At 67.0% G+C, this 22,019-nt stretch carries 22 protein-coding genes; 15 read left to right on the top strand and 7 right to left on the bottom strand.

Annotated features, from left to right (window positions below):
• Positions 1-176 precede the first annotated feature (176 nt).
• Genes ABD002_RS10820 through ABD002_RS10830 form a run of 3 tightly spaced genes read left to right on the top strand, consistent with a single transcriptional unit; the run spans position 177 to position 5,295 of the window.
• Positions 177-1,343 (top strand): BatA domain-containing protein, encoded by a 1,167-nt coding sequence (locus ABD002_RS10820; RefSeq protein ID WP_343790828.1) that lies wholly within the window; start codon positions 177-179, stop codon positions 1,341-1,343.
• The gene (locus ABD002_RS10825; protein ID WP_343790831.1) at positions 1,340-3,562 is read left to right on the top strand and encodes a hypothetical protein; all 2,223 of its coding nucleotides are present in this window, start codon (positions 1,340-1,342) and stop codon (positions 3,560-3,562) included. The genes ABD002_RS10820 and ABD002_RS10825 overlap by 4 nt, the downstream gene beginning before the upstream one ends.
• A complete protein-coding gene (locus ABD002_RS10830; protein WP_343790834.1) occupies positions 3,559-5,295 on the top strand; it encodes a hypothetical protein in 1,737 nt (578 codons plus the stop codon). The genes ABD002_RS10825 and ABD002_RS10830 overlap by 4 nt, the downstream gene beginning before the upstream one ends.
• Before the next feature lie 136 nt (positions 5,296-5,431).
• On the opposite strand, the gene ABD002_RS10835 is transcribed toward ABD002_RS10830, so the two are convergent.
• Complete coding sequence (locus ABD002_RS10835; protein ID WP_343790836.1) at positions 5,432-5,896, bottom strand: GNAT family N-acetyltransferase; 465 nt, start codon at positions 5,894-5,896, stop codon at positions 5,432-5,434.
• A gap of 288 nt (positions 5,897-6,184) precedes the next feature.
• Positions 6,185-7,108: a hypothetical protein gene (locus tag ABD002_RS10840; protein WP_343790838.1), complete on the bottom strand. Its 924-nt coding sequence runs from the start codon at positions 7,106-7,108 to the stop codon at positions 6,185-6,187.
• Positions 7,109-7,263: 155 nt separating this feature from the next.
• Here ABD002_RS10840 and ABD002_RS10845 point away from each other — a divergent pair, with 155 nt between their 5' ends.
• Both ABD002_RS10845 and ABD002_RS10850 read left to right on the top strand, forming a co-directional pair.
• Positions 7,264-7,809 (top strand): ECF-type sigma factor, encoded by a 546-nt coding sequence (locus tag ABD002_RS10845; RefSeq protein WP_343790841.1) that lies wholly within the window; start codon positions 7,264-7,266, stop codon positions 7,807-7,809.
• Positions 7,810-7,874: 65 nt separating this feature from the next.
• The gene (locus ABD002_RS10850; RefSeq protein WP_343790844.1) at positions 7,875-10,730 is read left to right on the top strand and encodes a protein kinase domain-containing protein; all 2,856 of its coding nucleotides are present in this window, start codon (positions 7,875-7,877) and stop codon (positions 10,728-10,730) included.
• Positions 10,731-10,762: 32 nt separating this feature from the next.
• On the opposite strand, the gene ABD002_RS10855 is transcribed toward ABD002_RS10850, so the two are convergent.
• From ABD002_RS10855 to ABD002_RS10865, 3 genes are all read right to left on the bottom strand, one after another.
• The gene (locus ABD002_RS10855) at positions 10,763-12,361 is read right to left on the bottom strand and encodes a pyrroloquinoline quinone-dependent dehydrogenase (protein WP_343790847.1); all 1,599 of its coding nucleotides are present in this window, start codon (positions 12,359-12,361) and stop codon (positions 10,763-10,765) included.
• 119 nt (positions 12,362-12,480) lie between these two features.
• Positions 12,481-13,158: a glutathione S-transferase gene (locus ABD002_RS10860; RefSeq protein ID WP_343790849.1), complete on the bottom strand. Its 678-nt coding sequence runs from the start codon at positions 13,156-13,158 to the stop codon at positions 12,481-12,483.
• Positions 13,155-14,126 (bottom strand): LysR substrate-binding domain-containing protein, encoded by a 972-nt coding sequence (locus tag ABD002_RS10865; protein WP_343790852.1) that lies wholly within the window; start codon positions 14,124-14,126, stop codon positions 13,155-13,157. The genes ABD002_RS10860 and ABD002_RS10865 overlap by 4 nt, the downstream gene beginning before the upstream one ends.
• A gap of 108 nt (positions 14,127-14,234) precedes the next feature.
• On the opposite strand from ABD002_RS10865, the gene ABD002_RS10870 reads away from it, so the two are divergent.
• The 3 genes from ABD002_RS10870 to ABD002_RS10880 all read left to right on the top strand — a co-directional run bounded on the left by ABD002_RS10870 (position 14,235) and on the right by ABD002_RS10880 (position 16,105).
• A complete protein-coding gene (locus ABD002_RS10870) occupies positions 14,235-14,441 on the top strand; it encodes a hypothetical protein (protein ID WP_343790855.1) in 207 nt (68 codons plus the stop codon).
• An 8-nt stretch (positions 14,442-14,449) separates the two neighbouring features.
• Positions 14,450-15,403, top strand: coding sequence for a DMT family transporter (locus tag ABD002_RS10875; RefSeq protein ID WP_343790858.1), 954 nt, complete (start codon positions 14,450-14,452; stop codon positions 15,401-15,403).
• Positions 15,404-15,517: 114 nt separating this feature from the next.
• On the top strand, positions 15,518-16,105 hold the full coding sequence (locus ABD002_RS10880; protein WP_343790861.1) for a gamma carbonic anhydrase family protein: 588 nt from the start codon (positions 15,518-15,520) through the stop codon (positions 16,103-16,105).
• Between the two features lie 13 nt (positions 16,106-16,118).
• Here the strand turns inward: ABD002_RS10880 and dinB are convergent, their stop codons facing one another.
• Complete coding sequence (gene dinB / locus ABD002_RS10885) at positions 16,119-17,183, bottom strand: DNA polymerase IV (RefSeq protein WP_343790864.1); 1,065 nt, start codon at positions 17,181-17,183, stop codon at positions 16,119-16,121.
• Positions 17,184-17,298: 115 nt separating this feature from the next.
• Between dinB and ABD002_RS10890 the strand changes: the two genes are divergently transcribed.
• From ABD002_RS10890 to ABD002_RS10905, 4 genes are all read left to right on the top strand, one after another.
• The gene (locus tag ABD002_RS10890) at positions 17,299-17,916 is read left to right on the top strand and encodes a hypothetical protein (RefSeq protein WP_343790867.1); all 618 of its coding nucleotides are present in this window, start codon (positions 17,299-17,301) and stop codon (positions 17,914-17,916) included.
• A 104-nt stretch (positions 17,917-18,020) separates the two neighbouring features.
• Positions 18,021-18,605: a DUF4124 domain-containing protein gene (locus ABD002_RS10895; RefSeq protein WP_343790870.1), complete on the top strand. Its 585-nt coding sequence runs from the start codon at positions 18,021-18,023 to the stop codon at positions 18,603-18,605.
• A 51-nt stretch (positions 18,606-18,656) separates the two neighbouring features.
• A complete protein-coding gene (locus tag ABD002_RS10900; RefSeq protein ID WP_343790873.1) occupies positions 18,657-19,379 on the top strand; it encodes a hypothetical protein in 723 nt (240 codons plus the stop codon).
• Positions 19,380-19,386: 7 nt separating this feature from the next.
• On the top strand, positions 19,387-19,839 hold the full coding sequence (locus tag ABD002_RS10905) for a DUF1801 domain-containing protein (protein ID WP_343790876.1): 453 nt from the start codon (positions 19,387-19,389) through the stop codon (positions 19,837-19,839).
• On the opposite strand, the gene ABD002_RS10910 is transcribed toward ABD002_RS10905, so the two are convergent.
• Positions 19,836-20,150: a hypothetical protein gene (locus ABD002_RS10910; protein ID WP_343790879.1), complete on the bottom strand. Its 315-nt coding sequence runs from the start codon at positions 20,148-20,150 to the stop codon at positions 19,836-19,838. The two genes, ABD002_RS10905 and ABD002_RS10910, sit on opposite strands and share 4 nt — an antisense overlap.
• Positions 20,151-20,221: 71 nt before the next feature.
• Between ABD002_RS10910 and ABD002_RS10915 the strand changes: the two genes are divergently transcribed.
• The 3 genes from ABD002_RS10915 (at position 20,222) to ABD002_RS10925 (ending at position 21,972) form a co-directional block, all read left to right on the top strand.
• The gene (locus tag ABD002_RS10915) at positions 20,222-20,770 is read left to right on the top strand and encodes a peroxiredoxin (protein ID WP_343790881.1); all 549 of its coding nucleotides are present in this window, start codon (positions 20,222-20,224) and stop codon (positions 20,768-20,770) included.
• Positions 20,767-21,426 (top strand): DNA-deoxyinosine glycosylase, encoded by a 660-nt coding sequence (locus ABD002_RS10920; RefSeq protein WP_343790885.1) that lies wholly within the window; start codon positions 20,767-20,769, stop codon positions 21,424-21,426. The genes ABD002_RS10915 and ABD002_RS10920 overlap by 4 nt, the downstream gene beginning before the upstream one ends.
• A gap of 81 nt (positions 21,427-21,507) precedes the next feature.
• Complete coding sequence (locus ABD002_RS10925; RefSeq protein ID WP_343790888.1) at positions 21,508-21,972, top strand: hypothetical protein; 465 nt, start codon at positions 21,508-21,510, stop codon at positions 21,970-21,972.
• The last annotated feature ends 47 nt before the right edge of the window (positions 21,973-22,019 follow it).

Here is a 22,019-nt window from a genome sequence, read left to right on the forward strand (position 1 = left end):
CAGGTTGAGGACTTTCGCGAATATCGCGGCGATGCGGATCGTCATGGCCCCGCCCCCTCACCCAACCCTCTCCCCCAGGCAGCGCCTGGGGGAGAGGGCTCGAAGCGCAGTCACAGTTCTGAAGATCAAACCGATCGTGACGAACGGCGCCGGTCTCCTCCGGCGGCAGGAGAGAAATGAACTTCGCGCTGCTCGCGCCACTCGGCCTCGCCGCGCTGACTGCGCTCGCGTTGCCGATCCTGATCCATCTGGTCCGGCGCATCGAGCTGACCACCACCGAGTTCGCGGCGTTGCGCTGGATTTCCGAACGTGTGCGACCGCGCCGGCGTATCCGGTTCGAGCGACCGTGGCTGCTGCTGGTGCGCATTGCGCTGCTGGCGCTGCTGGCGTTGCTGTTGGCGCGACCGATCCTCATCGAGGCGACGCGGCCGGCGAAGCCGTGGATCGTCGTCGCGCCCGGCGTCGACCGCTCCGCTGCACAGGCCGCCGTGACGGGCGTCAACGCGGACTGGCATTGGCTTAGCGCCGGTTTTCCGGCGCTGGACAGCACACCATCGCCCGGCGACGTCCCGCTCGCCAGTCTGCTGCGCGAACTCGATGCGGAACAGGGGGGCACCGCGCTGACCGTTGTCGTGCCGGAAGAACTGGCCGGCCTCGACGGTGAACGACCCCACCTCGCGCATGCGATCGACTGGCGTGTCGTGCCGGGCCGCATGGCCGCGAGCGAAACCGCCGCGCCGACGGCGCCCGTCCAATTCGCGGTGCGCTACGCGCCTGAGGCACAGGTTTCACTCACCTATCTGCGCGCGGCCGTCGCGGCATGGAATGCGCGTGAGCCCGACCGCTACGTGCTCGACGCGCAACCGCTGAACGTGCCGATTCCCGATGACACTCGCTGGCTGGCCTGGTTGGCGCCGCAGACGCCGCCCGAGGTTTCCGCGAGGATCGACCGCGGGGGTGTGGCACTCCTGACCAATCACACCGCAACCGCTGGCGAGGTGATCTGGAGCGATGCCCGCGGCGACGCGCTCGCGCGCATCGTGCCATCCGGGCAGGGGCGCGTGCTTGCGTTGCCGGGTGCGCTGACACCGACCGCCGTGCCGATCCTGCTCGATCCGGATTTTCCGGAGCGCCTGCTGGCCGCGTTGCAAGGACCTGCGGTGGCGCCGACACGCTCGCCGGCCGAGTCGTTGCAGCCCCGTCACGTCACGGCGGTGACGACGGCCATGCATTCGCTCGATGGAGCGCGTTCGTTGGATGCCTGGTTGGCCCTGCTGATTGCGGTGCTGTTCCTCGTGGAGCGCATCGTCGCGACACAGCCGCGTGCGGAGACTTCCGCGTGAGCGTCGAGGAGCGCATCGAGGCGATCCGGCATGCCGCGTCGCGGCGCCGGCTGGCGATCGCGCTGGGTTGCGCGGCAGCGCCCGTCGCTGCGCTGATCGTACTGGCCGCGCGCACTGCCGGCACAGGTTTCGCGAGCGCTGCCGCGCTCGCCGGTGCCGTGGCGCTGGTCGCGCTCGCACGGCGCGCATCGCGCAGCATCGACGACACCTGGATCGCGCGTCGTCTCGATTCGGCTTCACCCGTGATGGAAGACAGTGCAGCGCTGCTGTTCGATCGCGAGGCGGCTCTTTCGAACCTGCAGCGCCTGCAGCAGGCGCGATTGCGCACGCGCTTCGCGGGATTCACCGCCGACCTTCGCCCCGCGTGGCCCGCGCGCGCGTTCGCGGCGAGCGCGCTGCTCGCACTCGTGATCCTCGCACTCGCCGTGGCATGGCCGGCACGCGAACACGGCACGAGTGCGGCGAGCGACAGCCCGCGCGCGTCGGAGCGGAAGAACGCCACCGCGATCGCGCACGCCGAGCTCGCGATCGAGGCGCCGGCCTACACACGGGTTCCTGCGCGCAGCGAGGCCGCGCTCGAGACGAAGGCGCCGGAGGGCGCGCACCTGCGCTGGCGATTGCGCTTCGATCCGCTGCCGCAGGCAGTGACGCTGCAGTTCCACGACGGCAGCCGCGTCGCGCTGGTCAGCGATGGAGCGGACTGGATCGGCGAGCGTGTGCTGACCACATCGTCGCTGTATCGCATTGCGCTCGATGGCGTGCCGGCGCTGGCCGATGACCGCCTGTACCGGCTCGACGCCATCGCGGACCAGCCGCCGGAGATCCGTGTGATCCAGCCCGCGAAAACCCTGACCCTGCTCGAGGCGCAGCAGAAGACCTGGGATCTCGCCTTCGAGGCCAGCGACGACTACGCGATCGCGCGCGCCGATCTCTCGATCACGCTCGCGCAGGGCACCGGCGAGAACATTGCGTTCAAGGAGAAGACGGTCGCGTTGACTCCGGCCCTCACCCCACCGTCTGCGCCGCAGACGGTCCCCCCCTCTCCCGCGATGCGGGAGAGGGACGGTCGCGAGCCGCCCGTGACGGTGCGGTATTCATATCGCTTGGACCTGGCGGCTCTCGGTTTATCCATGGGCGACGACGTGATCGTGCGCATCGCGGTCGGCGACAACCGCGAACCGACGCCGAATACCACGCGCAGTGCGAGTTTCATCCTGCGCTGGCCGGTCGACGCATCGAGCGAAAGCGCGGGCCTGGAAGGTATCGTGCAGAAGACGATGCCGGCGTACTTCCGCAGCCAGCGCCAGATCATCATCGACAGCGAGGCGCTGCTCGCCGACAAGCCGTCCCTCGACGACACGAAATTCCTGGCGCGTTCGGACGCGCTCGGCGTCGACCAGAAGATCCTGCGCCTGCGCTACGGCCAGTTCCTCGGCGAGGAGTCCGAGACGCATGCCGAACAGATGCAGGAGTCGCCGCATGCGGCGCACGACGCGGGAAGGCCCACGCAGGCTGACGCGCTGGCCGCTGCCCACGAGGCGCAGGAGCGCGAGCTGCCCACATCGACATCGACGAAATTCGGCGAAGAAGGCAATACGCTCGCCGAGTACGGCCACGTGCATGACATCGCCGAGGCGGCGACCCTGCTCGATCCGGACACCAAGGCGACGCTGAAGTCCGCACTCGCCGAGATGTGGCAGGCCGAGTTGCACCTGCGCCAGGGCCGGCCGGATGAGGCGCTGCCGTACGAGCATCGCGCGCTCGAGTTCATCAAGCAGGTGCAGCAGTCGACGCGCATCTACCTTGCGCGCGTCGGCCTCGAACTGCCGGCACCGGACGAGACGCGGCGCCTTTCCGGCGACCGCAAGGGGCTCATCGATCGCACCGGCACGCTGGGCACCGCCGAGGCCGGCGACATGACGATCGCCGAACTCTGGCGCACGCTCGCTGACGGCGGCACGCCGGACTGGAATGCGGCGGAAACCTGGATCCACGCCCACGAGGCCACGCTGCCGGATGCGCTCGGTGTACTCGCGGCGCTCGACACCGCGCGCCGCGATCCGGCCTGCGCCGACTGCCGCGCGCAACTCGGTCGCCTGCTCTGGCCGCTGCTGCCGGTGCCAGCCGCCGGCACCGCGCCGCGCGCGACACCGGATGCCGCCGGGCGGGCCTATCTCGACGCGCTGCGCGATGCCGCAGCACACGGCGAGGCACGATGAACGGCGCGTCGATCGTCGCGATCCTGCTCGCTGCCGGCGCGTTGCTCGGCTGCGCGCGCGTCGTGCGTGGTGCGGGTCGCTATCGGCTCACGCGGATTGCGCTGCAGATCGCCACGGCCGCGCTGCTGTATCTGTGCCTGTTTCCGCCGTCGACACGCGAGCCATTCGCAGCGGGTGAACTGGTCGTGCTGACACCGGGCACGACGGCGGCACAACTCGATGCAGTGAGCACGGCGGCGACCGTGGTCGCCCTGCCAGGCGCGCTCGAGCGCAGCGGCATCGAGCGCGTGCCGGACCTCGGTACGGCCCTGCGCCGACACCCGGACAACCGTCGCTTGCGTATCGTCGGCGGCGGTTTGCCGACGCGTGATCGCGATGCGGCGCGTACGCTGGTCGCGAGCTTCGACGCTGCGCCGCTGCCGCGCGGCGTGGTCGAGCTGGATATGCCGACCGCTGTACGCGCGGGCAGCGCGTGGCGCCTTGCAGGGAGAGTCGAGGCGGTCGCGGAGGGGCGCGTCGAACTGCGCGATCCATCCGGCGCGGTCGTCGCGAGCCATGCGCTCGGGGCCGACGGCCGGTTCGCGCTGAGCACGCGGGCCAAAGGCGAGGGCGAGGCCTTGTTTGCGTTGCGCGTGCTCGATCGCGGCGGCGCGCACGTCGAAGACATTCAGGTGCCGCTGGTCGCGCGGCGTGGCGAACCATTGAACGTGCTGCTGTTCGCCGGCGCACCGGATCCGGAACTCAAATACCTGCGCCGCTGGGCGATCGATGCCGGCGTGCAGCTCGACAGCCGCATGGGCTTGAGCGAAGGCGTCGCGTTGACCGAAGGCGCGGCCGCACTCGATGTCGACGCACTGCGCAAGGCCGACATCGCGATCGTCGACGAGCGCGCCTGGGCCGCATTCGGCGCGGCGCAGAAGGAGGCGTTGACCGTGGCGGTGCGTGATGGATTCGGCCTGCTGCTGCGCGTGACCGGGCCGATCGCCGCACCGGTCGCAGCTGACTGGGCCGCACTCGGGTTTCGCGCGCAGGCGCGCGATGCCGCGACCGCGGTGTCGCTCGACAAGGCGCTGGATCTCGGCGACTCCGGGCTCACGTTCGCGCGCCGTGCGCTCGACGTCGATGCCACCGATGCAGCGCCGCTGCTGCGCGCCGACGACGGCACGCCACTCGCGCTGTGGCGCGCGCAAGGCCAGGGCCGCGTCGCGTTGTGGTGGCTCGTCGACAGCTGGCGGCTCGGCCTCGGCGGCGACCGCACGCGCCTTGCAACCTTGTGGAGCGAGACACTGGCGACGCTCGCGCGAGCGCGCGGCAAGCGCATGCCTGATCTCCCGGCGGACGCGCGTATCGATGAACGATTGGTGCTGTGCGGCCTCGCGCCGGATGCGATGATCGAAACGGCGCATGGCGAAAAAGTCGCGCTGATCGTCGAACGCGACGCCACGCAACGCGGTTGCGCTGCGTACTGGCCGGCGCAAACCGGTTGGCAGACGCTGGTTTCCGCCGGCGCACACTGGCCGTTCCACGTGCGCGCCGCCGACGAGGCGCGCGCACTGGCCGTCGCCGAAAGCGCGCGCGCAACACACGCACTGCTCGGCGCTGCGAACGCTCGCACCGACATCGCGACGCGATCGATCCCGCTGCCGCGCTGGCCGTTCTTCATGGCATGGCTCGCGGCCATCATGCTGCTGTGGCTGATCGAGCGGCGTGCCGCGAGTGCTGGACAGTTGTGATCACGGTTGCGGTCGAGGCGCATCGGCGCGCCGGCGCTGATCACGTCCCGCTGGCGATCGTCAGAGTGCACCCGAAGGGCAGCATCCGGCGGTTGAATCCGCAACCCAAAGCGGACAGCTATCGTCCCGGTGGTCGCTAAAGATCAAGAGCCAGGAACCGGGTGCCTTCAATGGGATTGAAGACATAGGGCGCAACCGGCTTGAAGCCCAGCGATTCATACAACCGTTGCGCCGATGTCATGGTCGGAAGCGTGTCCAAGCAGATGCGCGAGTAGCCGGCCGCGTTGGCCTCTTCACGAATGCGCATGACCAATCGACGTCCTAGCTGTTCACCGCGCGCTTGTGGTCGCACGTAGAGACGCTTCATCTCGCATGTCTGGCCATCGAGCGGACGCAGGCCGATGCAGCCGACTGCCTCGGTGCCGCGCCACGCGAGAAGGAGACGCCCAGCCGGTGTCGAGTATTTGCCGGGCAATTCGGCAACTTCAGCTTCAAAGCCCTGGAACTCCAAGTCGACGCCCAAGGTTCCGGCGTACTCGTGGAACAGGGTGCGCACATTCTCCAGGTCGTCTGGCCACAGTGCAGGTCGGATGTCGGTCATCGTCTATCAGTCAGCTGCTCGGTGATTCGCGAGAGTCGCGGGTTCCTCAACCGCGATGCGGTGGACCGGTCTGATCCTGCTGCAGCATAGCCTAGACGTTGCCGCAAACCGATTCTGCCGGCGACCCCGAAGCGTCCCGTTCGGAACGCCGTGCAAGTTGACACGTCCGTCGACCGCACGCGTCAAACGCCGGCTCAAAAACGCAGAGGCTGAATCGTTCCGTTGCTGAATGGGCAAAGGCTCCGCGACGGAGCGAAGCCTTTGCCGTCGTTGGGTTCTATCGCATGGTCACCACGGCGTTGCGACGAACCCGTGCCGTTTACCGGCTGCGTCGAAGTATTCGCCGGCGACCATGCCGAAATTGTTGACGGTGGTCGCGAGCGTCACCTTCGCACCGGGTACGTCGAGCGTCTGGAATTGTCCGTACGTCTCGATGAAGCCGTGAAAGAGCCCCGACGTGTCGACATAGTAGCCGGCGATCTGACCGACGTCGTTGATCGCGAATGCGACGGTGCCGCCCGGTCCCGCGGTCGGTACTTCGATCGGCGAAATTTTTCCGTTCACGCCGCGATAGAAGCCGTGCACCTCGCGAGGATTGGTGTCCCAATAGCCGACGATCTCGCCGTCGCCGCTGATGCCAAGCGGATACGTGTCGCGCGCGCCGGCGACGTCGATCGGCGTATCGTGCCCATGGTGGCGCAACACCCCGTGAAAAACCCCGTCGGCATCCCAGTACACGCCGGCTATCGCGCCGAAGAGACTGACGCCATCCACATTCGAGTTGAGGTGGCCCGGAAAGTCGACCGTCTCGACCTGACCCCACTGGAGCACGAAACCATGCTGCCGCTTCGATGCGTCGGCATAGGCGCCGAAGATCGTGCCGAGTTCGTTGGGGCCGCCGGCGGCGCTGAAGTTGTTGCCGAACAAGCCGTCCGGGTCGAGCGACTCGAAGCGACCGTCGCGATAGACCATCGCATGAGGCGGAAGACCGTTCATGCTGTATTGGCCGGCCAGTTCGCCGAAATCGTTGATGCCCCAGATGATCGTCGCCGACGCACCCGGATAATCGAACGTCTGATATGTGTAGTGTGCGACAACATCTGCGCCGGCTTCGGGCTCCGGAGCCGCAGCGCCGGCGGACCCGGCGAGCGCGAGGGTGAAGAGGGCGGCTGCCTGCGCAATCCGGCTGCACGAAACGCGATGATTCGACATGGCTTCAATCCTTCATTGAAAGAGAGTGCGATGGCGTTCCGCAGGCGGCTGCCGTTCCGGAACTTCGCCATCTCCCACTACAGCGAAAAAACGCTGTCGGTACCGACACGCGCCGACGCGCCGCGCCGACCGCGGTTGTTAGACTAGGTGCGCAGATGAGTGCCGGGCCCGACATCACGGAATTTCTAGAGCGTGCCGCGCGCGGCGACTCCGCGGCGGTGGATGCGCTGATTCCGAGGATCTACGCGTCGCTGCGTCAACTCGCGCGCCGCCAGCGCGTGCGCGAAGGCGCTCATACGCTCGAGACGACGGCGCTGGTCCACGAGGCCTATCTGACGCTGGCCAGGCAGAACGGCGTCACGTTTTCCGATCGCGCGCACTTGTATGCGTACATGAGCCGAGTGATGCGGCATATCCTGATCGATCACGCGCGACGGAAGAACGCGCAGAAACGTCAGTCATCTGAGATGACGGCGGGAGAGGCGAGATCGGAATTCGTCGACGTGCTCGCGCTCGATGAGGCGCTGAACAAGCTCGCTGCGTTGGATCAGCGGCTTGGGCGCGTCGCGGAGCTGCGACTGTTCGCCGAACTTTCGAGTCGGGAAATCGCCGAGATCACCGGCGTCAATGCCCGCACGGTCGAGCGCGACTGGCTGAAAGCGCGCACGTTCCTGTCCGGCTGCCTGATGTCGGACAGGTGACATGATTTCGATGCCGGCGGCTCGACTGCGTCATCAAGGATGCAGGAACGGAACACGCACCACTGATGATCGTCGACTTCGCCCAACGTTGGCACGAGATCGAACCGCTGCTCGACCGGCTGTTCGACGTCCCTGCTGCCGAACGGACCGATTGGCTGCGCGGGCAATGCGAAGCCGCGACCCTGCGCGCACTTGTCACGCAAGCGCTCGACAACGCGCCCGACATCGAGATGCTCGAACGAGGCGTCGCGCAATGGTTGCCGGCGCTCGCTGACGACCTTCCCGATACGCTGCCGTCCGTTTCCGGCTACCGCGTGCTGCGCTTCGTCGGTGCCGGGGGCATGGCCAGCGTATTCGAAGCCGAGCGCGAACTGCCCGGCGGTTCGCAAACTGTCGCGCTCAAGCTGTTGCGCATCGACGTGCACGATCCCGATGAGCGCCGGCGCTTCCTGCGCGAGCAGCGCATCCTCGCGCGGCTGCAGCATCCGCACATCGCGCAATTGCTGGACGCGGGATTCACCTCGGCTGGCACGCCATTTCTCGCGCTCGAATTCGTCTCCGGTGACAACCTCATCGCGCATTGCGAGCGGCGCGGCCTCGGCGCACGCGAGCGTCTCGCGCTGTTCATCGATGTCTGCGCGGCGGTCGAGCACGCGCACCGCAATCTGATCGTGCATCGCGATTTGAAGCCGGGCAACGTGCTCGTCAGCGCCGACGGTTGCGTCAAACTCGTCGATTTCGGCATCGCCAAGCTGCTGACCGGTGAAGGCGAGGAGACGCGCACCGAGGCGCGGCGCCTGACGCGCACGTACGCTGCGCCCGAACAGCTCGCCGGCGGCGCCGCGACGACCGCGATCGACGTTTATGCGCTCGGTGTGTTGCTGGCCGAGCTGCTCGGCGGCGTGCGACCGCTCCGTGCCGACGATCGCGCAATCGATGCGGCTGTCGTCGATCACGATACGGTCGATCGCGCCGGGGTGGATACGCGTGCGTTCGACGATGCGACGTTGCGACGGAAACTGGGTCCCGATCTCCATGCGATCGTGTGCCAAGCGACACAGCTCGATCCCATCCGCCGCTATGCGACGGCTGCCGCGCTGCGCGACGACATCGAGCGCCACCTGGAGGGCAAGCCACTGCGGGCCCGCGCGGACACGTTCTCGTATCGGGTTCTCACGTTCGCGAAACGGCATGCATTGGCAGTCGCCGCTGGCGCGGCAAGCACCGCAATCCTCGTCGGCGCGACGACTGTCAGCCTGCATGAGACGCATCTTGCCCATCGCGCGGCCCAAAACGTGCGCGCGCAGGCGCTGGTTGCCGAAGCGGAGGCGCAGCGTGCGGATGCGGTCAAGTCGTTCCTCGAAGGCCTGTTCGAAAGTGCATCGCCCGGAACGAAGACCAGCGAAACCGCCGAAGAGCTGCTCGCGCGTGGTCGCGAGCGGGCCGATCGCGATTTCGCGATGCAGCCGGCGCTGCGCGTCGAGATTCTCGCGCTGGTCGGCGATCTCGAACGCCGCAGCGGTCATCCAGACCGCGCGCAACAACCTCTCGAAGCGGCCGCGGCGCTGGCCAAGGCGCAATTTGGCGCGACGGATCGGCGCACGCTGCACGTCGAATATCTGATCGCGAAGGAAGCCGACGAGCTTGGCCGCGTTCGCGATGCGACGTCGCGGTTGCAAAGCGCAGTCGAAGCATTCGACTCGGGCCCGAACCGGGGATCGCAGGAGGAAGTGCAGGCGCTGGCGTGGCTTGCAGGTCTCAATGAGCGCATCGGCGAATCGGCAAAGGCGATCGATGTCGGCGCAAACGCGCTGGCGCTGGCGCGCCGCGTGCTGCCGAACGACAGCAACGCGCTGACCGAGGCCATATTGAATCTCGGCTGGATCTTCACGGATGCAGGCCACGCCGACCGCGCAGAGCCGTTGCTGCGCGAAGCGCTCGCGCGCAAGCGCAGCCAGCTCGGCGCACGGCATGCCGACGTCGCCGACGTGATGACGATTCTGAGCTGGGCGTTGAACCGGCGCGGCCGCTACGGCCAGAGCGAGCAGCTCATGCGCGACGCGCTCGACATCGACGCGAGCGCGTACACGCGTCCGCACCCGCATGTCACCTGGCATCTCAACGATCTTGCGAACGTGCTCGCACTCGAAGGCAAGCTCGGCGAAGCGAGCGCTTTCTACGCAAAGTCGATTGCACTCGATCGGGCACTCGCGCCGGCGGCGGCACTCACCGAGGCGGTGAGCCTCGGCAATCTGGCACGCATCCGGTTCAGCCAGGGAGCCTACGCCGAAGCGGAGGTCGGCTTCCGCGATGCGATCGAGCGCAAACAACGCCTGCTGGGCGCGGACTATGGCGACAACGGCCGCAACTACGATCGCGCGTGCCTCGCTGAAATCCTTATCGAGCGCGGGCGCTTCGACGAAGCTCGGATGCTTGTCGACGAGGCGCTTGCGGAAGCGCGGCGGCGGCATCGCGATGCGCATCCGGACATCGCATTCGCGCTGACTGTCGAAGCCAGACTTATGGCGGCACTAGGCAATCGCGAGGCCGCGGCCGTGCGCGCCGGAGAGGCCGTCGCAACGTATACCGCGTTGGCGGATAGGGGTTCCGACAAGGCGACCCGAGCGCGCCTCCTGTTCGGCGAAATTCTGCAAAGCCTTGATCGCGACGACGAAGCAAAGCCGCAATTTGAAAGCGCTCTTGCGGCGGCCAGGGCGATTGAACCGAATGCGGCTGCACTCATCGTGCGGGCTGCGACCGACCTCGCGCGCGTCGACGACTCGCTCGGCGACAAGGCCGCCGCGCATCGACTTCGCGCCGAGGCCGAGGCGTCGTTAGCCGGAATCCCGTCAGAACAGAGCACCGAGCGCGATGCGGCGATACGTCTCGTTGCCGACGCCTCGGCAAGGACCAAACTCTGAGGCGTCGACCTGCCCGGTGTGGAGAGGCGTGTCTACAACCCGAGCACCACGATCTTGCCGTTGACCTTCGGCGTCGGCCAGATCGGCGAGGTCATGCCGGCCGCGACCGCCACGCGCTGACCGGCGCCGGTGTCGTAGCTGATCACGCCGCCGGCGATCGCGCCGCCGAGCTCGGTGGACCAGAGCTTCTTGCCGCTCGCAGCGTCGAACGCATAGAAGGTGCCGCCCATGTCGCCGAAGAACAGCACGCCGCCGGCGGTCGGGGTGATGCCGCCCATCAGCGGGAACGGCGCCTTGAATTGCCAATGCCGCTTGCCGGTGTCGGCATCGGTCGCCGTCATCCAGCCGGCCCATTTCGAGGTGTCGTCCATCTTGCCGAAGCCATCCGGCGAACCACTCCAGGGTTGTCCGATCGGTGAACCGGAGATCGCATCCGCCGTCGCCGCATGCACGGTCACGCACCAGTCGACCTCGCCGGTGAAGACCAGGTTGAGGGCGGGGTCGTAGGCGGGACCGTTCCATTCCGCGCCGCCTTGCGAACCTGGGCAGAAGCGCGTGCCTTCCGCGGTGATTGGCGCATCGGTGTTGAACGTGCGCGTCATCGGCTTGCTGTAGAGCACCTTGCCCGAGTCGAGATCGATCACATGCAGTTGGCCGTCCTTCGGTGCGGCGGCCATCAGCTTGCGCTTGCCTTTGCTGGTGAACAGCACCGGCGCGGTTGATGCGTCCCAGTCGTGGAAGTCGCGCTTGACCAGCTGGAAATGGCGTTGATACGCACCGGTCTTCGCGTCGAGCACGACGATCGAACTGGTGAAGAGGTTGTCGCCGGCGCGGTGCTCCTTTGCGAAGTTCGGTGCGGGGTTGCCGCTGGGGACGTACAGCAGGCCGCTGGCGGGATCGAGCGTGTACGAGGTCCAGGTCGCGCCGCCGGTGATCGGGAACCCTTCCGCGGTCTTCCAGGAGGCCGCCGCTTCGGCGGGCGGATTCGGCGCCTGCGGGCCGCGCGCGAAATCGCCTTCGCCCTTCGGCACCATGTAGAACTCCCAGACGATGCGTCCGTCCTTCGCGTCGAGCGCATACATGCGGCCCTTGACGCCCTTGTTGTCGCTGCCGGCGTTGCCGACGAAGACCAGGCCATTCCACGCGATCGGCGCGGCCGGCACCGATTCGCCTTTCGCCGCGTCGGCGATCGTGGTCGCCCACAGGCGCTGGCCGCTCTTCGCGTCGTAGGCGAGCACACGGCCGTCGGCGGTGCCGCGGTAGACGCGGCCGTCGAGCCAGGCGAGGCCACGGTTGACCTTGAGCAGGCCGGACGCGAACTCCTCGTGCGCGCGCCAGTTCTGCGTGCAGGTGTTCGGGTCGATCGAGAACGTGTCGTGCTCGGTCGTCGCGAACAACGCGCCGTCGACCTGCACGAGACCGGTCTGGAAACCGGTCTGCTCGCCGCTGTCGTAGCTGCACAGCACCTTGAGGTCCTGCACGTTCTTCGTGTTGATCGCGTCCAACGGGGTGTAGCGCTCGGAGGTCAGCGTGCGGTTGTAACTCGGCCAGTCCTTGGTGTCGGCGGCGCGCACGGACGGTATGGCGAAGGCTGTGACGATCGCGATGGCGAGTACGGTGCGGTACGACATGACATCCTCCGGCAGGGCAGACGAAGTCGCCGCGCGCACGGCGCATGCGCAGTCGGCGCAAATACTACTCGCGCCGCTGCGTGGCACCATCCGCACCGCGTCAACGGAGTTGAGATCCTTCAGTCGCCGGCCAGCGCATACGGACCGCCGCGTTCCAGCGCCCGCCGGTAGGCTGGTCGCGCGCGGATGCGCTCGAGCCATGACCACAGCCGTGGCCGGTTCGCATCGAGTCCGGCACGTGTGGCCGCGGCCTCGACCGGAAAACTCATCTGGATGTCCGCGCCGCTGAAGTCCGCGCCGATGAACCACGGGCCTTTGGCGAGTTCGCCTTCGAGATAATCGAGATGCAGCGTGAGCTGCGGGTCGATGAAGCGGCGTGAGACGCTCGCTGCGATCCCTTTCGCGATCGGCTTCGCGAAGAATGGCATCTTCGCGTTCGCGACTCGCTGGAATACCAGCTTCAGCAGCAGCGGCGGCATCGCCGAGCCTTCCGCATAGTGGAGCCAGTATGCGTAGCGCAAACGCTCGGGCGTTCCCGGCGCCGGCGCGAAACGGCCTTCGCTGTAGCGGTCGGCCAGGTATTCGACGATCGCGCCGGATTCGGCGAGCACGAGATCGCCGTCGGTGACGACGGGCGACTTGCCGAGCGGATGCACCTTGCGCAGCGATGCCGGCGCCAGCATCGTCTCTGCGTCGCGCTGGTAGCGCTCGATCTCGTAGGGCACGCCGAGTTCCTCGAGCAGCCAGAGCACGCGCTGCGAGCGTGAGTTGTTCAGATGATGGACGACGAGCGTCATTGCGATTTCCTTATGTCGGTGCGCAAGGAGTCGCGGTTGCGCGGTGTTGCGGCAACGCGCCTGCGGCGCGATGGCTGTGTGTCGGCCGCATCGGCGGCGTCACGGAATGCGGCAGCCTCGTCGAGCAGCCAGGCGCGGAATGCCTTGAAGCCCGCGTGTTCGCGCGAGCGCTGCGGGTAGACGAGGTAGTGCGCGTAGCGCGCCTTCATGCGCTCGGGGAACAGCGCGACGAGGCGGCCACCCTCGATCAGTGGCCGCATCAGCGTCTCGCGTCCGAGTGAAACGCCCATGCCTTCGACGGTCGCGCGCTGCAGGGTCTCCGAATCGCTGAAGGTCGCGACATAGCGCTTCGGTTCCTTGCCGCCGAACTGTTCGAACCAACGCGGCCACGGATCTTCCGGACTCAGCAGCGGCCAGTCGCCGAGCTGGTCCAGGCGCGGCCGCTCGCGACCGGCGAGCAGGGCCGGGCTCGCCACCGGCGTCAGCCATTCCTCGAACAGCAGTTCCGCGTTGACGCCGTCCCAGTTGCCCGGGCCGTAGCGCAGCGCGCCGTCGAAACGTCCGTCGGCGAAGTCGACGCGCTCGATCGACGAGTCGAGGTTGAATTCGAAGTCCGGGTACTGCGCGACGAAGCGCGGCAGGCGCGGTACCAGCCAGCTCGATGCCAGCGACGGCAACGCGCTCAGCGAAAGCACACAGTCGCGGCGCGCGCACAGTGGTCGCAGCGCGGTTTCGATCGCATCGAAGTGCGACGCGACGCGATCGAGCAGCAGCGCGCCCTCGGCGGTGAGCTTGAGGCCGCGCGGACCGCGCACGAACAGCGTGAAGCCGATGCGCTGTTCCAGCGTGCGTACCTGATGGCTCAGCGCACTGACGGTCAGGTGCAGGCGTTCCGCCGCACGCGTCATGTTCTGCGCGCGTGCGGCGGTGACGAAGACTTGAAGGGCGTTCAGCGGCACGCGTTCCATGTTCGATATTCCTCAAGTCTACCTATCAAAGATATCGCTACAGGATCCCATTAAAGCGGCCTATCTTCTCGCCTACGCAACATCACCGCAAGCAGAGGAGCGAGTGCCGTGTTGAAAGAATTGAACATCATCGCCAATGGTCTGCTGAACCTGCACGGTTATCCGGTGCAGCCGATCGCGTGGCCCGCGATCTTCGGGGCACCGCGGAACGAAGGGTCGAAACGGATCGCCGCCGCGCGTCCGCAATCGATGCGCGAGGCTGCAGCCAGTCCCAGCTGGAACGTCTCGTCGGCCAATGGGCACGTCTACTGGTGAGGCAGGTCATGAATATCCCGCTCAGGAACAACGCGAGTGCGCTGCCGCTGCTGGCGGCAGCGCTGGCCACGCTGATCTGGTCGTCGGCGTTCGCCGCGTTTGCCTATGGCCTGAGCGCGTTCTCGCCGCCCGAGCTCGCCTTGTTGCGCTTCGGTGTCGCCTCGTTGATCCTCGCCGTGCCGGTCGCGCTCGGCATGATCCGGCTGCCGCCGCGGCGTGACTGGCCGGCGGTCGCGCTGCTCGGCCTGCTCGGCATGACCGTGTACCAGCTCGCGTTCGGCTACGCATTGACGCGTGTGGCCGCCGGTGCAGTCGCTGTGATCATCGCGCTGGCGCCCGGCGTCACCTCGGCGCTGGCGGCACTGCGCCTCGGCGAGTCGCTGACCGTGCGCATGGCGATCGGTCTCGCGATCGCGTTCGCCGGCGCGCTGCTGGTCACGCTGGGCTCCGGCCGCGCGATGCGCTTCGAGCCGCTGGCGCTGCTGGTGCTGGTCTCGGTGCTCGCGACCAGCGTCTATTTCGTCTGGCAGAAACCGCTGCTCGCGCGCACGACACCGATCGGTTTCACCACGCTGAGCATCTTTGCCGGCACGCTCGGCCTGCTGCCGTTCGGGCTGCATCTGCCCGAGAAGCTGCTGGTTGCGTCAGCGCCGCAGATCGCCAGTGCGGTCTATCTCGGCATCGCGCCGACCGTGCTCGGCTACCTGGCCTGGAACTGGGCGCTGTCGCGCGCACCGGTTTCGACGGTGTCGAGCTTCCTGTACGCGCAGCCGCTGCTCGTCAGCCTCTTCGCCTGGCTCTGGCTGGGTCAGACGCTCGGCGCGCTGGTGATTGCCGGCGGAGTGCTTGCGATCAGTGGCGTGGCGCTCACGGTGCGCGGCTCGCGCGCGGCTGCCCCGGCTCCTGTCGATACGCTGTCGCCGCGCATGACCGGGTTGCGGCAGCGCGCTGCATCCTGCTGATCAGGGCGGACCGCGGCGAGGCAGGCGATCGGCCTACCTGCAAGATCCGGCAGCTTTCGCAGCGCCATTGCCTTGCGCCAAGCTGACACGGCAAGACTTCCAGGGAGTCTCGCCGTGAACAACATACGTGGATTCCACGGCTTTGCTCCGAACATCTCGCCGCTTGCCTATATCGATCTCGCCGCCCAAGTGATCGGACAAGCCCGGATCGGCGACGAGAGTTCGGTGTGGCCGTGCGCCGTGGTGCGCGCGGATGTGCATGTGATCCGCATCGGTGCCCGCTCGAACATCCAGGATGGCGCGCAGCTGCACGTGACTCACGACGCGCAATACACGCTCGGCGGTTTCGCGCTGACCATCGGCGACGACGTCAGCATCGGACATGGCGCCGTGCTGCATGGCTGCACCGTACAGGACGCCTGCCTGATCGGCATGAACGCGATCGTGCTCGACGGAGTGCTGGTCAAGAGTCACAGCATCATTGGTGCCGGAGCCGTCGTCACCCAGGGCAAGATCGTCGGCGAGGGCGAACTCTGGGTCGGCAATCCGGCACGCTGTGTGCATCTGCTGTCGGCCGAGCAGATCCAGCAGGTGTACTGCCTGGCCAAGCAGTACGTGATGTTGCAGGCGCGCTATCGCGACGATCTGCGTTCCGGCGCAGGCGTCAATCACGAATACGACCGGCGCGTACTCCAGGCCTGAACCCGCTTGCAGTTCAGGAATTGAACAACGCCGACTGCACCGGTGTGTCATCCGGATCGAAGAAGTTGGACAAGCCGACGCCGACCAGCCGGTACAGGGTCGTTGCCGGCAGATTCACCTGCGTGCGCAGGTCGAGCGCGATCGTGGTCAGCTCCCCGACCGATCGCGGCGCGCTGTCCGGCGTGCGGCTGCGCGTCAGGACGCGGAATTCACGCGTCTTGAGCTTGAGCACCACGGTGCGGCCGACACGCTCGGTGCGCTGCGTGGCGGCCCAGGTTTTCGCGGCGAGTTCGCGGATCATCGGTTCGGTCGCGCTGAGCGGAACGTCGCTCGCGAAGGTGTCCTCGGCCGAGATCGATTGCGTCGGCCGGTCCGGTTTCACCTCGCCGCGGTCGATGCCATGGGCGAGCTCGGACAGGCGCCGGCCGTAGCGGCCGAAGCGCGCCTCGAGCGCATGTACGTCGAACGCGCGCAGCTCGCCGACCATGCGGATGCCGAGCGCGGCGAGCTTGCCGTCCATGACCTTGCCGACGCCATGGATGCGCGCGACCGGCAGCGGCGCGAGGAACGCGTCGACCTCTTCCGGGCGGATCACGAACAAGCCGTCCGGTTTACGCCAGTCCGAGGCGATCTTGGCCAGGAACTTCGCCGGCGCGACGCCGGCCGAGGCAGTCAGTCCGGTTTCCTCGCGGATCTGTGCGCGCAGCAGTTTCGCGATCGCGGTCGCCGAGGACAGATTCGACTTCGGCTCGGTCACGTCGAGATAGGCCTCGTCCAGCGACAGCGGTTCGACCAGGTCGGTCTGGCGCAACAGGATCCCGCGCACCTGGTTCGACACCGCTTTGTAGCGCACGAAATCCGGCGGTACGAACACCGCATCCGGACACAGGCGTTCGGCGCGCGCCGCCGGCATCGCCGAACGCACGCCGAACGTGCGCGCCTCGTAGCTTGCCGCGCAGACCACCGAACGCGCGCCGCGCCAGGCGACCACGACCGGTCGGCCGCGCAGCGACGGATCGTCGCGCTGTTCCACCGACGCGTAGAACGCGTCCATGTCGATGTGGATGAACTTGCGCATCGCGCGGTGTGCTTCGCGTCCGGATTCGCGATGCTACTACCGGTGCCGTGTTCGCCGCGTGGGCCATTCGGTGCTAAAACGTGGAGCCATGAGCGCGCCCTGAGGGCGCTCGACCATGACGCAGGCGTTCGGGGGCGCAATGGGGAATGCAGATGACATTCGAAGCGGGACGCCGCTGATTCCGGCCGCGCCGCCGCGTTCGTCGTTCGTGAGCGTGCTCGCATGGGTGTTCATCGCGCTGTCCGCATTCACGACCCTGATCGGCGTGATGCAGAACGTGATGCTGCATCTCATGCTTCGGGGCGAGATGGGTGCGGCGATGCGCAGCGCTCCGGAACCGGCGGGCATGCCGGGGGCCGCGTCGTTTTTGATGCGGCACGTCGACTGGCTCTTCGCCGGATTCCTCATGGTGTCCACGTTGACGCTGGCCGCGGCGATCGGATTGCTGCGACGTCACGAGTGGGCGCGCAGGGTGTTCATCGCGCTGTTGGGGCTTGGCATCGCCTGGCAGCTGGCCGGGCTGGTCATGCAGTTCCTGATGATGCCGGCCTTCCTTGCGCCGCTCGCTCAGGCGCCGGACGGTTTCGCGAAGGATTTCCGTGCGATGACGGTCGCGATCCTGGCATTCAGTGCGATCATGGCGCTTGGGTTCTGCGTGCTGTTCGGCTGGCTCATCAAGCGCCTGATGTCGACCGCGGTGCGTGCCGAGTTCGCGTCGACCGACCCCCGTTGATCGAAAACCGCCGCGCTGATTTCCTACACGACGGCGGTCGTGTTCGCGATGGTTCCAAAGTGCAGTGCTGACGATGATGGCCTCCCCATCACCGGAGACACGTCATGCGCCGGCTCAGTGGACGACGGATTGAATGGCTTGGCAGCATCGTTCTGCTGGCGACGCTCGGCATCGCACACGGCGCGCACACCGCGTCGGTCTACAAATGCCGTGACGGGGCGGGTCATGTCGCGTATCAGGATCATGCCTGCGCCGGCGCGCAGCAGGAGTCGCAGATCGAACTCGCGCAGGCGCCTGCGCCGGCGAAGTCGCCGGAGTACAGGGTGGCCACCGACACGAAGCCCGCGCGCGCTGTCGCGACGCGCGGATCGCGACGCAGTGGCGCCCGCGCGACCGAAGCGATGTCCTACGAATGTCGCGCCGACAACGGCGAGGTCTTCTACCGGCATTCGGCGTGCCCGAAATCAATTCCCGTCGACGCGTCGCACGGCGCCGCTCCGCGACGAGGCCATGGCAAGTCGCAACGCGGCAAGACGTCGGCTGCGGTTTCAGCCGTTTCGCTGCCGCGTTCCGAAGTGTGCAAGCGGCTCGCGGCCGGCGGCTCGATCGGGCGTGCCGGGCACGCGCGCGACGAGCGCGTGTCGACCTACGAGCGCAACGCGGGTCGTGATCCATGCCGGCGCTCGTGATGGCTTCGCCGTGCGGGTAGGATGGACGTCTGTTCGTCGAGGAACGATCCGATGTCCGTCCGCAATCGAGTGATTTCGTTCGCGCTGCTCGCAGTGAGCGCGCTGGCCGCATGTTCGCAACAGCAGGCTCCCGCGCCCGCATCGGCACCGGCTGCGGCGCCGGTCGCGGATGCGCAAATGACCAAGGCGCTCGATCTCTACCGCAAGTTGCTGCAGGAGAAGTCCTGGGAGCTCGCCGCGCCGATCGGCAAGGAGATTGTCGAGAAATACCCGGCCAGCCCGGCGGCGAAGGAGGTGCAGGAAACCCTGTCCGATGCCACCGCGAAGGCGACCGCGATCACCACGCATCGGCGCCTGGAGCGGTTGTGGATCTACCAGTCCGGCAAGGAGTCCGGCGGTGACCAGAACACCGCATCGATCTACAGCGGCGACGCGGCGGACAGCGATCGCGTGCGCCTGATCCTGCGCCGCCATTCCGCGTGGGGCCAGAGCGCGTATCTGTTCGGCAGCGGCAAGGGCTTCGAATGCCGTGGCACCTGCAGTCTCGCGGCGCGCTTCGACGACCAGCCACCGACGAAGATCAAGGCCTATCTGCCGCCGACCGGCGAGCCGGCGCTGTTCATCAGCGACGACAAGGCGTTCATTGCCCGACTCGGCGCCACGCAGAAAATCAGCATCGACGTGACCGAGAAGGGCAAGGGCACACGCACGCTGGTGTTCGAGGTCGGCGGCTTCGATCCGGGCAAGTTCCCGCCGCTGGCGAAGAAGAGGTGACGCAACAATGCCGAGCAGTGCCGCAAGCAACGCAGAGGCCTACCTGCAAACCTTGCCGGCGGAACGGCGTGCGGTCGCAGCCGCGCTGCGCGAACTGATCCGGAAACATCTGCCCGATGGATATGTCGAGGCGATGAACTGGGGCATGCCGAGCTACGAGGTGCCGCTCGCGCGCTATCCCGCGACCTACAACGGCCAGCCGCTGAACTACGTAGCGTTCGCCGCGCAGAAGAACGCTTATTCGTTGTACTTGAGCGGCATCGCAATGGACGTTGCGAAGGAGTCCGCACTGCGCAAGGCGTTCGCCGACGCGGGCAAGAAACTCGACATGGGCAAGGCCTGCGTGCGCTTCAGGACGCTCGACGATCTTCCGCTGGCTGCGATCGGGCAGCTGATCGCGAGTACGCCGGTCGAGGAGTTCATCGCCTGCTACGAGCGGAGCCGCGCTGGTTTTCGCTAGATCGCATCGGGATCATGCGCTTCGAGGGTAACGCCGGTCGCTACGATCTCGTAGCGGCGTTTCGAGAGCACACGCAGCTCGCTGCCGTCGGCGAGACAGATCTTGACGAGCCGTTCGATATGTGCGTTCGAATGGCTCGCCGGCTCGACGTAGACGTGGACCTCGTAATCTTTTCCGTCGCTGCCGCGCGCGTGGTACAGATTCTTGAGGACCATGGCTCCCGCCTTGTGGGACTCCGGGCCAAGCCCGGGCGCCCCGAGGATGCCGGCCGGCGCCTGAATGATTTTGCCGTGAATGCCGGTTTCCGGCACGGCGGGCGTAGACTGCACGCAACTTGCGGTCGCGTCACGCGACGGTGTCCACCCTCGACGGAGATCTCCCGATGAAACGCATTGCCTTTGTCCTTGCGCTGCTCCTCGCGCTGCTTGCGATACCGGTGTTCGCGGCGTCGGATGCCGTCGAGAACGGCCCGACGGTCGGCCAGGCCGCGCCGGATTTCCATCTGCAGGACCAGAAAGGCGCCTGGCACACGCTGGCCGAGCAACGCGGCAAGTGGATCGTGCTCTACTTCTATCCGAAGGACTTCACGCCCGGCTGCACGACCGAGGTCTGCACGTTCCGCGACGACATCATCGCGCTGCGCAAGGCCGGTGCGGACGTGTTCGGGGTCAGCCTCGACGACGTGAAATCGCACGCCGAGTTCGCCGAGAAGTACCACGTCCCGTTCCGCCTGCTGTCGGATGCGGACCAGTCGGTCGCGAAGAATTACGGCGTACTGACTTCCAAAATGGGCATGAGCTACGCGCGCCGCGAAACCTTCCTGGTCGATCCGCAGGGCAACGTCGCCAAGCGCTACAAGGACGTCGACCCGAAGGAGAATTCCAAGCAGGTGCTGGCCGATCTTGCCTCGCTCAAGAAGGCGCAGGGTTGAGCAGGGAAGCATCGGCGCGCCAGGCGGTGTCCGCGCAGCGGTTGCGCGGCGCGGACGCTGCCGGTCCGCAGGCGCAGGAAACGATGACTGCGCGTGCGGCGCGCGTATCGAGCTTTCCGCCGCAGGTCGGCGCGGACTGCCGCGTTCTGATGCTCGGCACCGTGCCGAGCCTGCGCTCGCTCGCGATGCGCCAGTCCTACGCGCATCCGCACAACCTGTTCTGGCCGTTCATGGGTGAGCTGTTCGACGCCGGCCCGGAGTTGCCATACGCCGAACGTATTGCGCGCCTGCATGCGGTTGGGATCGGCATCTGGGATGTGCTCAGAGACTGCGAGCGCTCCGGCAGTCTGGACAGCAGCATTCGCGTCGGCAGTGAAATCGCGAACGACATCCCGGGGCTGCTCGACGCCCATCCTACGATCACGGCGATCGCCCTCAATGGTGCGAAGGCACAGCAGGTGTTCGCGCGCCGCATTGCGCCGCGAATCGAAACGCAGGCGGCGCTGCGTGTCGAGATTCTCGCGCTGCCATCGACGAGTCCGGCGAACGCATCGATTCCGCGCGCAGCCAAGCTGGAGCGCTGGCGGGCCGTGCTGCGCTGGACGAAGCCATGTGCTGTGAACGCACCAGCAGGGCGGGACGGCCGGGCGCGATAACCCCGATGATACAAAAGTCCGGTTGCGTTCAGCTTGTCGCGCCGACAGTACTTCCCCCAACAACAACGATGGGAGGCTGGCATGAAACATCGCTATCTGGCGGGTTTGGGTATCGCATCTGTCCTGGCATTGAGCATGGGCCTGCCGAGCGCGGCACAGGCTGCCGAGGCGAATCTCGACTGCAAGCTCAGGTTCTCGTTGACCGGCTGGGCGGCCATCTACAAGCGCGCCGAAGGACACGGCGTGGTGACCTGCGAGAACGGCAAGTCGATGCGCGTGAATATCCGCGCCAAGGGCGGCGGCCTGACCGTCGGCAAGTCGCACATCGACAACGGCACCGGCAGGTTCACCGATGTGCACAGCATCGAGGACGTGCTCGGCACCTATGCGCAGGGCGAAGCCAGCATCGGCGCAGTCAAGTCCGGCACCGCACAGGTGCTGACCAAGGGCACGGTATCGCTCGCGCTGGCCGGTGCCGGCGAGGGCGTCGATATCGGCATCAGTTTCGGCGGCTTCACGATCAGCCGAGCCGGCAAGTCGAAATAAGCTCGGCAGCTTCCAGCGGGCCGCGGCCGTGCAGGCCGCGGCCCCGT

This window comes from Dokdonella soli (assembly GCF_039523175.1).
Lineage (GTDB): Bacteria > Pseudomonadota > Gammaproteobacteria > Xanthomonadales > Rhodanobacteraceae > Dokdonella_A > Dokdonella_A soli.

What these genes read in the sequence shown, in the direction of transcription:
- ABD002_RS10820 (WP_343790828.1), top strand. Translation starts at nt 177, where the DNA reads ATGAACTTCGCGCTGCTCGCGCCACTCGGCCTCGCCGCGCTGACTGCG.
- ABD002_RS10830 (WP_343790834.1), top strand. Translation starts at nt 3,559, where the DNA reads ATGAACGGCGCGTCGATCGTCGCGATCCTGCTCGCTGCCGGCGCGTTG.
- ABD002_RS10835 (WP_343790836.1), bottom strand. Translation starts at nt 5,896, where the DNA reads ATGACCGACATCCGACCTGCACTGTGGCCAGACGACCTGGAGAATGTG.
- ABD002_RS10840 (WP_343790838.1), bottom strand. Translation starts at nt 7,108, where the DNA reads ATGTCGAATCATCGCGTTTCGTGCAGCCGGATTGCGCAGGCAGCCGCC.
- ABD002_RS10845 (WP_343790841.1), top strand. Translation starts at nt 7,264, where the DNA reads ATGAGTGCCGGGCCCGACATCACGGAATTTCTAGAGCGTGCCGCGCGC.
- ABD002_RS10850 (WP_343790844.1), top strand. Translation starts at nt 7,875, where the DNA reads ATGATCGTCGACTTCGCCCAACGTTGGCACGAGATCGAACCGCTGCTC.
- ABD002_RS10855 (WP_343790847.1), bottom strand. Translation starts at nt 12,361, where the DNA reads ATGTCGTACCGCACCGTACTCGCCATCGCGATCGTCACAGCCTTCGCC.
- ABD002_RS10860 (WP_343790849.1), bottom strand. Translation starts at nt 13,158, where the DNA reads ATGACGCTCGTCGTCCATCATCTGAACAACTCACGCTCGCAGCGCGTG.
- ABD002_RS10865 (WP_343790852.1), bottom strand. Translation starts at nt 14,126, where the DNA reads ATGGAACGCGTGCCGCTGAACGCCCTTCAAGTCTTCGTCACCGCCGCA.
- ABD002_RS10875 (WP_343790858.1), top strand. Translation starts at nt 14,450, where the DNA reads ATGAATATCCCGCTCAGGAACAACGCGAGTGCGCTGCCGCTGCTGGCG.
- dinB (WP_343790864.1), bottom strand. Translation starts at nt 17,183, where the DNA reads ATGCGCAAGTTCATCCACATCGACATGGACGCGTTCTACGCGTCGGTG.
- ABD002_RS10890 (WP_343790867.1), top strand. Translation starts at nt 17,299, where the DNA reads ATGACGCAGGCGTTCGGGGGCGCAATGGGGAATGCAGATGACATTCGA.
- ABD002_RS10895 (WP_343790870.1), top strand. Translation starts at nt 18,021, where the DNA reads ATGCGCCGGCTCAGTGGACGACGGATTGAATGGCTTGGCAGCATCGTT.
- ABD002_RS10900 (WP_343790873.1), top strand. Translation starts at nt 18,657, where the DNA reads ATGTCCGTCCGCAATCGAGTGATTTCGTTCGCGCTGCTCGCAGTGAGC.
- ABD002_RS10905 (WP_343790876.1), top strand. Translation starts at nt 19,387, where the DNA reads ATGCCGAGCAGTGCCGCAAGCAACGCAGAGGCCTACCTGCAAACCTTG.
- ABD002_RS10915 (WP_343790881.1), top strand. Translation starts at nt 20,222, where the DNA reads ATGAAACGCATTGCCTTTGTCCTTGCGCTGCTCCTCGCGCTGCTTGCG.
- ABD002_RS10925 (WP_343790888.1), top strand. Translation starts at nt 21,508, where the DNA reads ATGAAACATCGCTATCTGGCGGGTTTGGGTATCGCATCTGTCCTGGCA.